The organism is Bacillus sp. RC240 (assembly GCF_044907945.1).
Taxonomy (GTDB): domain Bacteria; phylum Bacillota; class Bacilli; order Bacillales; family Bacillaceae_G; genus Bacillus_A; species Bacillus_A mycoides.
Genome location: NZ_JBIYCT010000020.1, coordinates 22672 through 33774, shown reverse-complemented (window position 1 = coordinate 33774; position 11103 = coordinate 22672). Strand labels below are relative to the sequence as shown.

At 31.2% G+C, this 11103-nt stretch carries 15 protein-coding genes; 14 read left to right on the top strand and 1 reads right to left on the bottom strand.

The features are described from left to right. Together ABH955_RS28485 and ABH955_RS28480 are read left to right on the top strand one after the other, a co-directional pair. A partial coding sequence (locus tag ABH955_RS28485; protein ID WP_404491942.1) for a nuclear transport factor 2 family protein occupies nt 1-375 on the top strand: 375 nt, incomplete at its 5' end. Nucleotides 376-529: 154 nt separating this feature from the next. Next, complete coding sequence (locus ABH955_RS28480) at nt 530-1054, top strand: nuclear transport factor 2 family protein (protein WP_404491940.1); 525 nt, start codon at nt 530-532, stop codon at nt 1052-1054. A 578-nt stretch (nt 1055-1632) separates the two neighbouring features. On the opposite strand, the gene ABH955_RS28475 is transcribed toward ABH955_RS28480, so the two are convergent. Continuing rightward, on the bottom strand, nt 1633-2277 hold the full coding sequence (locus ABH955_RS28475) for a LexA family protein (protein ID WP_404491938.1): 645 nt from the start codon (nt 2275-2277) through the stop codon (nt 1633-1635). Between the two features lie 137 nt (nt 2278-2414). Here ABH955_RS28475 and ABH955_RS28470 point away from each other — a divergent pair, with 137 nt between their 5' ends. The 12 genes from ABH955_RS28470 (at nt 2415) to ABH955_RS28415 (ending at nt 11076) form a co-directional block, all read left to right on the top strand. Further along, complete coding sequence (locus ABH955_RS28470) at nt 2415-2621, top strand: helix-turn-helix transcriptional regulator (RefSeq protein WP_000549412.1); 207 nt, start codon at nt 2415-2417, stop codon at nt 2619-2621. 521 nt (nt 2622-3142) lie between these two features. Then, nucleotides 3143-3427, top strand: coding sequence for a hypothetical protein (locus tag ABH955_RS28465; protein WP_377867356.1), 285 nt, complete (start codon nt 3143-3145; stop codon nt 3425-3427). Nucleotides 3428-3507: 80 nt separating this feature from the next. Continuing rightward, on the top strand, nt 3508-4272 hold the full coding sequence (locus ABH955_RS28460; RefSeq protein WP_000096620.1) for a conserved phage C-terminal domain-containing protein: 765 nt from the start codon (nt 3508-3510) through the stop codon (nt 4270-4272). Beyond that, nucleotides 4208-5038 carry an ATP-binding protein gene (locus ABH955_RS28455; RefSeq protein WP_483862317.1) on the top strand — a complete coding sequence of 277 codons (831 nt, stop codon included), beginning with the start codon at nt 4208-4210 and terminating at the stop codon, nt 5036-5038. Before ABH955_RS28460 ends, ABH955_RS28455 begins: the two co-directional genes overlap by 65 nt. Nucleotides 5039-5274: 236 nt before the next feature. Continuing rightward, nucleotides 5275-5889, top strand: a complete 615-nt coding sequence (locus tag ABH955_RS28450; protein WP_404491937.1) for a hypothetical protein — start codon at nt 5275-5277, stop codon at nt 5887-5889. Nucleotides 5890-5893: 4 nt separating this feature from the next. Continuing rightward, nucleotides 5894-6070: a Fur-regulated basic protein FbpA gene (locus tag ABH955_RS28445; RefSeq protein WP_000765290.1), complete on the top strand. Its 177-nt coding sequence runs from the start codon at nt 5894-5896 to the stop codon at nt 6068-6070. A gap of 56 nt (nt 6071-6126) precedes the next feature. Next, nucleotides 6127-6507: an ArpU family phage packaging/lysis transcriptional regulator gene (locus ABH955_RS28440; RefSeq protein WP_404491936.1), complete on the top strand. Its 381-nt coding sequence runs from the start codon at nt 6127-6129 to the stop codon at nt 6505-6507. 270 nt (nt 6508-6777) lie between these two features. Continuing rightward, a complete protein-coding gene (locus tag ABH955_RS28435) occupies nt 6778-7278 on the top strand; it encodes a sigma-70 family RNA polymerase sigma factor (protein WP_404491935.1) in 501 nt (166 codons plus the stop codon). Nucleotides 7279-7511: 233 nt separating this feature from the next. Next, nucleotides 7512-7697 carry a hypothetical protein gene (locus ABH955_RS28430; protein ID WP_000892960.1) on the top strand — a complete coding sequence of 62 codons (186 nt, stop codon included), beginning with the start codon at nt 7512-7514 and terminating at the stop codon, nt 7695-7697. Nucleotides 7698-7714: 17 nt separating this feature from the next. Further along, entirely contained in the window at nt 7715-8206 is a 492-nt protein-coding gene (locus ABH955_RS28425) for a hypothetical protein (protein ID WP_377867351.1), read from the top strand. Between the two features lie 189 nt (nt 8207-8395). Next, nucleotides 8396-9643: a phage terminase large subunit gene (gene terL, locus ABH955_RS28420; protein WP_404491934.1), complete on the top strand. Its 1248-nt coding sequence runs from the start codon at nt 8396-8398 to the stop codon at nt 9641-9643. A 92-nt stretch (nt 9644-9735) separates the two neighbouring features. Continuing rightward, nucleotides 9736-11076 carry a phage portal protein gene (locus tag ABH955_RS28415; protein WP_404491933.1) on the top strand — a complete coding sequence of 447 codons (1341 nt, stop codon included), beginning with the start codon at nt 9736-9738 and terminating at the stop codon, nt 11074-11076. The last annotated feature ends 27 nt before the right edge of the window (nt 11077-11103 follow it).

The following is an 11103-nucleotide window of genomic DNA, read 5'->3' as shown; positions in this document are numbered from 1 at the left end:
CTATTACATGAAACGTATGTGTTAACTGGCGAAGGAAAATTGGATGCTTTCAAAACGTATTTAAGTGAAAATGTATCTTGGACAGAAGCTGCTGGATTTCCATATGCGGGGACTTATATAGGTCCAGATGAAGTGGTGAAAAATGTACATGAACGCCTTGGCACGGAATGGGATAACTATAGTGCAAAGGATGAAATTTATACATTTAATAATAATACTGTTATTGTTTATGGGAAATATAGTGGGACATATAAAGCAACAGGGAAATCGTTTATAGCAGATTTTTGTCATCTGTATGAGTTTGATAAAAACGATAAAGTTAAGAAGTTTATTCAAATTGTGGACAGTGCAACTGTTAATGAGGTATTAAGTTAGAGTTATTAGTTTCTAACATGCCTTGTATAAGGGGTAGTGTTAGGATAAACAGATTTTACTAACATTACCCCTTATATCACATTTTGACGAAGGTTTCTCCTTCTTCAAGTATGATATGGAATATAATTTATATGATTAGAAGAGGTAAGGATATATGAAATTAGAGAAAAATTTAATAATAATAATTATTTCTGTGTTTATTTTAGGAATTGTGTCGACGTTGATATTTCAAGCTTCCACAGGTAAAAACAAAGGTAACGCAATAAAGAGCGAGAATGTTGCATCAGTATCAAAAGAAGCGACAGAAAATGAAAAGAATAAAAAGATGGTAGTTGATTTCTATAATGAAGTTTTTAATAAACACAATATCGATATTATCCCTAAATATGTAGGCGAAGATTATAAGCAACACAATCCTTTTGTTGCTGATGGACGAAAAGCCTTCATGGATTTCTTTAAGGAGGATTTTGTTAAAAATCCTAATTCCTCTGCAGAGATTAAACGTGTAGTAGCTGAAGGAGATACAGTTGCTCTTCATGTACATTCTCGTGCTAATTCTCAAGATAAGGGAGTTGCTATAGTGGATATATTTCGTATAAAGAATGGTAAGATTGTCGAACATTGGGATGTAATACAGGAGATTCCAAGTGAAGCAGCTAATGATAATACGATGTTTTAGGTAGAATAAATATTTAATTGTTAGAGATGTATAGCATCTAGATATTATAAAATGAAGGGGATGTCCTAGGTATACTACTAAGACATCTCTTTTTGTTTTAACAAGATTTAATTTATTATAATTTGTAGAATGTTGACTTCATATGTCTTCTGATAACTTACCCTTGAAACTGCACCATGTTAATATTAGATTACCGTATTAATTTATAAGAAAGGTATTTTAAATTGGGCAAGAAAAAGTATCCAAGTATAAATCTTGAAGAAGTATCAAGTGTGATTGAACGTTTAAGAGGCGAAAGCGGACTGTATATTCCGCACACAAGTTCACCAATGGGAACGCGATCAGTATATGTCTCTATAATAAGAGGTTCAAACCCTTGACACAAAACGTTTTGATGTTTTTTTATGTTGTGGGTAAAACACTTTTATTTGAAAGAAGAGTAATTCACCTACAAAACACCCACAAAAAATCAAAATTCCCTGAAACTAGCCAAGATAAATTTCTCCTATAAAAAAGAAGGGGAGAAAGCCCCCTTACTTTAAAACTTATTAAAAAATAACTTAATTCATTATGAGATATTATTGAATTGGTGCACAACTCCAAATGTATTTTCCAACTACTTTTATTTCTGGACAATTTTCTATATCTGTACAATCAAACATTAATGGATGTATACTAGGATCAAAAGAATCTGGTTCTAGGATAATTCTATTATTGGTTTTGTATATTCTTTTTAAAGTGGCGTCATATCCGTTGATGAGTACAGCGGCTATGTCGCCATTATTTATATTTGTTGTCCTCTCAAGTACAGCTATATGTCCATCATGTACAATTCTATTCATGCTGTCTCCGTTTATACGAAGTGCTAATAGTTTTTCAAATCCATATTTATCTAAAATGATATCAGGTACCTGTATATCACCAATAACATTTTCTAAAGCTTCAATTGGTTTACCAGCTGCGATTGTACCATAAATGGAAATATTCCGTTTGGTAATTGCGTGATCTTCAGGACCATAGGATTCATTTTCATCAATAAAGTAGGTTGCAGAGACATTTAATATCTTAGCGATTTGAGATATTTTTGACATTTTAGGGCTTCTTTCACCATTTCTCCACCGTAAAACAGTAGTTCTACTAACAGATAATAATTCAGCTAATTGTTCGTCTGTCATATTATTTTTCTTCATCAATTGAGATAATTTTAAACCGAATGATTTCATGACTTTTTGTCACCTCCGTCTTGATTGATTATATAATTGGTGTGACAAAAATGCAACTTTCTTCGTTATTTGGTAAAAAAATTCTTGACTGTTTTGTCACGTAGTACTATATTTGAATTTGAAAAGAGGTGACAAAAATGCACAAGATGATATTTTTAGAAAGAAAATTAAAGAGAAAAACTATTGAAGAAGTTGCTGATTTTCTTAATGTTTCTCCACGTACATATTGGGCAAAAGAACATAATAAAAGTGAATTCACTCTGAAAGAGGCACATATGTTATCGTGCTATTTAGAGAAATCTATAGAAGAGTTGTTCCCTGATCTTTTTTTAAATAATTTGTGACAAAAATGCACGTATTTATATCTGGATTATAGAATGTTTTTGGGGCTATTTTAAACAAAATATCTAATAATTCTACTATTAAAGGTACTTTATATATAGGTTTTAAATTAGAAAAGAAGGAAAGAGATTCAAAAAATGAAACGCTAAAGTGTATTTGGTATATAAAAATTGAGGTGAAATATAGAATGCTAAATATTCAAGTAGATGAAAGAGCGATCAGAAGATTATATTTAGAAAAATTAGAAGAAAAGCTTAAAGAAGTGGATGCAGAATTTGTATTTTGGGATACAAGTGAATAAAAAAAAAGAACGTGCATGTTATGGAATACGATTCAAAAAGAACTCTTTTTTTGATCAGCGTTTTCAAAAATTTAAAGTGGGCGGGGAATGGTATTTTCTGGCTAAAGAAACGAAGGCATTTTTATTAAATTGGCTAACAGAGAATGAGGTGTAAGAAAAGAAAGACTATCGTCTTAAAAATAAATCTTATAGGAAATTCTATTGTAGGGAGGAGGATTAAACATGGTTTTTAAAGTGACAAAAAAACCGGGATATGTCAGCAAGAGTACTAATGAAAATGAAGAATTTAGTAATACTAGTTTTTTTGAATCGGAAAAACTTTCGAATAAACAGTTAAAAATGATTTATGCCAAAATGCATATAATAGCATTGAAATATGATGGAGTAATATCAAAAGAAGAAATCAAAAATAAATTAAAAGAAAAACTTAAAATTCAATCACTGAGTGATCTTACAAGGAAGCAAGCAAATCAAGCTATAAAAGTATTAATAGGTTGGGAAATTTAAAGGTTTAGGAGAATAAAACCTTAAATGTATCATAAATTTAATATATTGATTTTAAGAAAAAAAGTCTGGAGGAAGATAAAATGAGTAGTTTGCTAATACAGGATGAGCCACTATTAGTATTACCTCGATTAGCAAGTAAGATTGGGTTGAACGAGGCAATTTTTCTTCAACAAATACATTATTGGCTCAAGCGCTCGAAACATTATTATGATGATCGTTATTGGGTCTATAATAGCATTACAAATTGGCATAAACAATTCCCGTTTTGGAATGAAAGAACGTTGAAACGTATTGTTAAAAATCTAGAAGAGTTTAATTTATTGATAAGTGGTAACTATAACAAATTAAAGTTTGATAAAACAAAATGGTATTCAATAAATTATAACAGACTAGTTGAATTAGAAATAGATAACGATTGTGACAAATTGTCTCAACGAAAAGAACATATTGTCATGATGGAAAATGATAATATGTCTCAACCAATACCAGAGACTACACAAAAGATTAACTCAGAGAATACCACTCAAAAAGATATAGTAGAGATAATTAATTATCTCAACAGTGTATGTAATACAAGTTATCGTATTTCAACTAAAAAGACGCAAATGTTAATTAAATCTAGACTACAAGAGGGATTTAATATAAATGAATTTAAAGAAGTTATTGAGACGAAGGCGAAAGAATGGCTTTATACAGAACAGGCAAAATATTTAAGACCAGAAACCTTATTTGGAACTAAATTTGAGGGATATTTGCAACAGAGAAAGATGGTGAAATCAAATGGCTTTAACAAAGGTAACAGATATAGTACAAAGTCTTTCGAAGAGAATGAACTTCCTTTCTGATACATGTCTGATATGTAAGCAGGAGAGGAAGCGAATGGTAAGATTGATGGAGATTCAGGGTGAAACGATTTGTCCAGTATGTCGTTTAGAAGAAGAAAATAGAAGGTTAGAAAAAGAAATGAATGTTTTTCGTTATGAAAAAGAGGAAAGAAAACGTAAAAGTATATTTTACGATCATAGTCTTATTAAAGATGAAACTATTAAATTAGCTAGATTTTCGACATTTATATCAGAGTGTGAAGAGGATGAAAACAATTTAATTTTAGCTAAAAAGGCTCTTACAGACTATTTAAATGATATTCGATTTAATTTGATTCTCGTGGGTAAAGTTGGAGCTGGAAAAAGTCATATTGCATACTCTATAGCGCATGAAATGAATGAACAAAGTTTGGATAAAGTTATGTATGTTACAAGTTCAGAACTCTTTGATTACATACGTTCGACATTTAATACGCAATCATGTGAAACAGAGCATAGCATAACAAATATGCTAATTTCTATGGATTTATTAGTCATTGATGATCTAGGAGCAGAGCTAGGGGATATGGATATTAATGATTTAAAAGCAACAGCATTTGTAAATCGTGTGTTATTTAAACTATTTGATGGACGACAAGGGAAAAAAACAATTATCACAACGAATTTAACAGGTGAGGCAATTATAAAAGCGTACGATGAAAGAGTTACATCTCGTATGTTTAATACATATCGACACATAGAATTTAAAAAAACAAGAGATAAGCGTAAGAGAAAATTACCTTTTTAGGAAAAGAATATATATTGTGTAGGAAATATAGATGCAGATGAAAACATATTGTTCAAGAAATTTGTACTGTATGAATTGGTTCTTTTAATTAGCGAGTAAGTGAAGTTATTCGGAAGTTAAGAAAGAATATGAGGAATGGAAAGAGCATTTGATCAGAAATTCCACGTATGTACATTGAAAGCAGTTTTTAAGTTTATTTAATATGTTTTAAATAATTAAATGGAGGCATCTTGAAAATGAGAACATATAAAGGATTTGAAGCAATTAAACGAATGAAAACAAATTGGATTACAACAGTACAAGAGACACCGATGTGTTGGAAAATAGAAGGTGAAAGAGTGATTGCTGATTATTTAGGGAAAAAAGAAAGCTATCAACAAATTAATTTCTTTTTTGAGAATGAATTTATAGATTGTAGAGAAACTATTCGAAAAGGAGAACTATTGTATATTGAAAATGAAAAAAGTGAAAAATTCATCGCTGAATATTGTAAAGAAAATGAAAAAGAAATAAAGCATGGTAATTGGTTCTGGATTAATGGAGAGGAGTTCTCTAATAATTATGGTCATTTTGAAAAGAGTACGAAATTAAAAATTAGGAAAGCTGAAAAAAGTGAAAAATTATTATTTGAACGGGCAAAATTATTCGCTATCAAAGGGCGTAAAATAGATGAGTTTAGACTTGGTGATGTAGTTGAAAGAGATAATAAATTGTATAAAGTGGCTATTGTAAAAAGTGGTAGTGAATCTCAAATTGTAGTAGGATGTGTTCCAATTAATGGGGGCGCAATTTGTTATTATAATTCAAAAGATATTGAGATTCAATTTTTCGTTGAAGATATGGTGGTGTAGCAAGATGAAGTTATTTTTAATTAATCAACTTATTGAAAATGGAATTTACAAATATAAGGATAAACAATTGTATGAATTAAATAGTGATGAGTTAATAAAATTAATCAAAAATCATAAGGATAAGAAAATAAATGTTAGCAATACAATATATGAAATAATACATAAAGAATGTAAGCCTTAATAGCAAATTAATATATGAAATTTAAATTATGATAAATGATAAGAAAGGGGCTTAACATGTTAAATATAGAATTACCAGTATTAAATAAAGAAGCTACAAAAGAAAATGTACTGAAAGCTATAAAGAAATACAGATTATTTATGAAGTGTAATTATCTTAACGAAACGATACTCTCGAAAGAAAATATATTAAAAGAAAATGCGAAAGAAGAGCGGATTAATTATATTATTGCGATGAACAAAGGGTTAGAAAAGCTAGATATTGAAAGTGATAGAATAATTATTCGAAAATATTTGTTAAAGAATCGAGTTAATAGATATGAGGTTATGAAAGAGTTGAATTTATCCGAGGGAGATTATTATAGAAAAAGAAATACTGCTTTTTACAACTATGCATATGCATTAGGGATTGAGGTTGAGGAGTGTAAAGATTACTAATAATGAATAAGTTTTTAATATGGATTATAACCACCTGTGTAAACAAGCAGGTGGTTATTTTTATGTAAAAAAATGATGAAAAAGAGATAAGAACGAATCGTTATATACATATATCATATAAGTACAAAGTAGCAATGATAGATAGTATTAAGGAAGATTTTTTTAAATAATTTTAGTTTTTGCTGAGAAAAAATAAATGGAAATTAAATGTAGATTTAGATGGTCTCTATTTTTAACAATTTTGCTTTGTTATAAGGGTGGGAATAGTATATGCGAGATTTGATTATCCAATATAAGGAAACTTTATGTAAGTTAGAGCGTGCCAAAATAAGTGCAAAAGAAGAAGAGATTAAAATATTAACGAGTATGATTAGTGATGTCACATATGCTTTGGAGTGGATGAAGAATGCAAAGATGCCGGGTAATCGCCGGGGAATAGAACGTAGAGCTGCTTACCAACGAGAAAAATCATATGATTCCTTGTTAATGCAAAGATATTTTCGTAGTACTGATACAACATATGCATGGGATGATGAAAACAAGGAAAGTACCATTTCAGAAGGGGAAAGAATAAAACTAGAAGATGCGCTCTCTACTTTGACAAAATATGAAAGAGAAATATATATCATGTCAAGAGGAAGAGGAATTACACAAGAGAAAATTGCTAAACATTTGAATGTTTCAAGAAGTACAATTAAAACGATTCTATATAGATCTGAAATAAAAATTGCTAAACAAGTTAGAGAAAGTCTTTTCTGCGAAAGTAGTTAAGGCTTTTTTTTATTTGCAAATACATTCTTGTCACCATAGTGCCACCTATAAATAGATAGTAATTAAATAAGTTTAAATGAAATATAAAAAATGAAGAATGGATACTAGCAAAAAGAATGAGTAATTCGAAGGGTATCTATAAATTAAATGAGAAATTTTAAAAATGACGGCATCTTTTTATTTACTACAAAATAGGCAGTAGTACATGAAAAACTAAAGAAGGATGCGATTAGATGTTAGAACAAGATATAGATACAATGCCAATATGTTCAATTTGCCTTGAAAAATGTTTGTGGGTTTTGAAATTTCCAATCACAATTCAGTATTGTGAACAAATGTTAATTCGTGAGGTAGTTGACGACAATATAACAACAATATGTATTGAGTGTTTAGAAAAAGAAGTACAAATGATGAGTTAAAATGGGAGGGACTGCTAGTGGCGCGACCAATGAAATTGAATGATGAGCTGATAAATAGGCTGACCCAATATATTAAAGTAGGGAATTACATTGAAACTGCATGTGCGTTAGTTGGAATTAGTAGAAGTATAGTTTATGTTTGGTTAAAACAAGGGCGTAGAGCAATAGAAACAAGTGAAAAGACAGGTGAAGTAGTACCGAGAAAAGATAAGATTTATGTGAAGTTGGTCTTGGAAATTGATCAGGCATTAGCATTTAGTGAAGCGAGAGACGTTGAGACAATTGGGGAGCATGCAAAATCTAATTGGAAAGCTGCAGCATGGAGATTAGAAAGAAAATTCCCAACTAAATGGGGAAGAAAAGATCAATTGCAAGCAAACGTAAATCATTCAGGAGAAATGAAAGTAGAGCATAATAAAATGGCTATGAAAATTGGGTGTGATGAGGAAATGCTTGATTTAGCTATGAAATTATTTGAGAAAGTTCAAGGAGGAGAATTACAATCATGACACGGATGAATGTGCACAAGTTAATAGATGAAAATACATTTAAGGAATTGGCAAAAGTGAACTACCCCTTTCTATGTTCAGTATACACATAAGGGATTCTATAAACATGCAAAGCACACAAAATTAATAACAAAGATTTGCCAAGATTTAATTGAAGAGAAATTATCGACTAATAGATTAATGGTGTTTATGCCACCTAGGCATTCAAAATCACAGTCTATAACAGAAACATTGCCAAGTTGGTATTTAGGAAATTACCCAAATAAGAGAGTTATAGAGGTATCTTATGCAACAAGTTTAGCTGAAAAGTTTGGTAGAAGAAATCGTGCTAAGATTGAAGAGTTTGGTAAAGAAATATTTAACATTAGAATTGATGAGCGGCAAGGTTCCGTAACAGATTGGGCACTACATAACCACTCTGGTGGAATGTTGTCTGTAGGAGTTGGTGGTTCGATTACAGGGGAAGGAGCAGATTTATTAATTATTGATGACCCTATTAAAAATCGCCAAGAGGCCGAATCAATTACATACCGAAATAGACTATGGGATGAATGGGAAGATACTTTATCTACACGTTTACAAAAAGGTGCAAAGGTAATTCTAATTTTGACGCGATGGCATGAGGACGATTTAGCTGGTAGATTGTTAGAGAAAGAACAGGAGAAATGGACTGTGTTATCAATTCCTGCTATAGCAGAGTCAAGGGATGATCCATTGAACAGAGAAATAGGAAGAGGCTTATGGGTTGAACACTATGGCCAAAATTATTATGAAGATAAAAAGAAGTTTTCCTCTGCACGCTCATGGTTATCTTTATGGCAACAAAAACCATCAAGTGATATAGGGAATATTTTCAAAAGGCACTGGTTTCAATATTATGATGTATTACCAAATTGGGAACAATTTGATCAAATTATCACTTCCTGGGATATGGCTTTTGATAACACTACAAATAAAAGTTCATTTGTGGTTGGGCAAATTTGGGGGAAAATAGATGGAGACAAATATTTAATTGATCAAGTGAGGGCGCAAATGAATTTCCTAGAAACAAAGAAAGCATTTGTTGTTTTTCATAATAAATATGAGTCAATTCTTCGGAATTCTGGGTTTAAAAAGTCCATTCCGAAATTAGTTGAAAAAAAAGCAAATGGTCCAGCTATTATTAGTTCATTGAAGAATGAAATAAGTGGAATTATTCCTATAAATCCACAGGGTTCAAAAGAAACACGTGCTGAGGCGATATCCCCTGAATTTCAATCTGGGAATGTATATATACCTAATCCTAAAATACAATCCTGGGTATATGATTATATAGATGAATTAGCGTCTTTCCCATCTGGTAAGCATAATGATCAAGTAGATACAACGTCACAAGCCTTAGAATACTTTTTTACTAAGCAAAAAAAAATAATGGGTGGAAAAATAAAAAGAGTTTAGCTGAACGTGTCTTGTTCAGCTTTTTTGTATTGGTAAATTTTTTTGAAATACATTGAATAAATGATTTGTATATGAAAGGGGGCGTAGGTTTTATGGCTGAGAAGAAAGCAATTAAGAATGTGAAAGTACTTAAATTACAAAATCGTGAGATGACTTTACAGAATGAGGAACTTCAAAGTAAACAAATGACAATTGATCCATTTGCACAAGTGTACGGTGATAAAGAACTAGTAAAGCCTCCATATGATATGCAAGTATTATTAAATTTGAGAGAAAGTAACCCTATTCACTCGGCATGTATTAGTGCAAAAGTAAATGATATTGCTGGTATAGGATTTGACTTTGCACCGCTAGATGAAGTGACAGAGGCAAATCAAGAACAATATAAAGAATTAAAGCGTTTTATGAGATATTGCAACAATGAAATGACAAGTAGCGAAATACTTAGGGCAGTTTGGGAGGATTATGAAACTGTAGGTTGGGGAATTATAGAGGTTGTTCGTAATTTGAAAGGAGAACCAGCGCAGCTTCATCATATTCCAGCACATACGGTACGTGCGCATAAAGATAAGATTCGATTTGCACAGATTGTAAATAATGAGGAGAGATGGTTTAAAAGATTTAGTTATCCATATGATTTTAGGTTGATAGATGGAGAAATGATTAGTGATAGCTTAGATGAAAACTCGTTATTAGACACTGAAGAAAAAGCTGGTGAAGTTATTGTAATTCGTAAATTTGGTTCTAGATCATCATACTACGGTATTCCTGATTATGTGAGTTCTATTGGTTCCATTGTAGGATCACAAGCTGTAAGAGATTACAATATTAATTATTTCACTGGTAAAACAATTCCAGATGCTGTTTTGTTTGTTGAGGGTGTTGATGAAATAGATGATTCAGTTGAAAGAGAATTAAAAACTTTTTTCTCTGTCGAAACAAAAGGAGAACATCATAAGTTAGCAGTTGTTCCTGTTCCTGAAGGAGCAAAAGCTCGCTTAGAGAAATTAGGGCCAGATGTCAAAGAAGCGAGCTTTCGTTTATATCGTCAAGATAATGCCATGGAAATTTGTATAGCTCATCGGGTGCCACCATATAGGATTGGTTGGGCTATGACAGGATCACTTGGGCAGACGACAGCAAAAGAAATGAATGAAATGTATAAAAGATCAATTATTGAACCAGGTCAACAAATTTTAGAACATCGATTAAATACACAATTATTTAAAGAGTTTACAGGAACATTAGGGGAATTGGACTGGCAGTTTCAATTAAATGAAATTGATACGGATGATCGAGCGAGTGATATGCAATATGCAATAGATGGATACGACAAGAGTATATTAACACGAAATGAATGCCGAAAAGTCATTGGATACGAACCAGTTCTAGAAGGAGATAAATTTTTAAATAAAGATTCAAATTCGATTTAGTAGTCTTGCTAGAAAGTAGGAATATAT

What these genes read in the sequence shown, in the direction of transcription:
- ABH955_RS28475 (WP_404491938.1), bottom strand. Translation starts at nt 2,277, where the DNA reads ATGAAATCATTCGGTTTAAAATTATCTCAATTGATGAAGAAAAATAAT.
- ABH955_RS28445 (WP_000765290.1), top strand. Translation starts at nt 5,894, where the DNA reads ATGAAGTTATTTTTAATTAATCAACTTATTGAAAATGGAATTTACAAA.
- ABH955_RS28415 (WP_404491933.1), top strand. Translation starts at nt 9,736, where the DNA reads ATGGCTGAGAAGAAAGCAATTAAGAATGTGAAAGTACTTAAATTACAA.
- ABH955_RS28460 (WP_000096620.1), top strand. Translation starts at nt 3,508, where the DNA reads ATGAGTAGTTTGCTAATACAGGATGAGCCACTATTAGTATTACCTCGA.
- ABH955_RS28440 (WP_404491936.1), top strand. Translation starts at nt 6,127, where the DNA reads ATGTTAAATATAGAATTACCAGTATTAAATAAAGAAGCTACAAAAGAA.
- ABH955_RS28455 (WP_483862317.1), top strand. Translation starts at nt 4,208, where the DNA reads ATGGCTTTAACAAAGGTAACAGATATAGTACAAAGTCTTTCGAAGAGA.
- ABH955_RS28430 (WP_000892960.1), top strand. Translation starts at nt 7,512, where the DNA reads ATGTTAGAACAAGATATAGATACAATGCCAATATGTTCAATTTGCCTT.
- ABH955_RS28480 (WP_404491940.1), top strand. Translation starts at nt 530, where the DNA reads ATGAAATTAGAGAAAAATTTAATAATAATAATTATTTCTGTGTTTATT.
- ABH955_RS28450 (WP_404491937.1), top strand. Translation starts at nt 5,275, where the DNA reads ATGAGAACATATAAAGGATTTGAAGCAATTAAACGAATGAAAACAAAT.
- ABH955_RS28465 (WP_377867356.1), top strand. Translation starts at nt 3,143, where the DNA reads ATGGTTTTTAAAGTGACAAAAAAACCGGGATATGTCAGCAAGAGTACT.
- terL (WP_404491934.1), top strand. Translation starts at nt 8,396, where the DNA reads ATGCCACCTAGGCATTCAAAATCACAGTCTATAACAGAAACATTGCCA.
- ABH955_RS28470 (WP_000549412.1), top strand. Translation starts at nt 2,415, where the DNA reads ATGCACAAGATGATATTTTTAGAAAGAAAATTAAAGAGAAAAACTATT.
- ABH955_RS28435 (WP_404491935.1), top strand. Translation starts at nt 6,778, where the DNA reads ATGCGAGATTTGATTATCCAATATAAGGAAACTTTATGTAAGTTAGAG.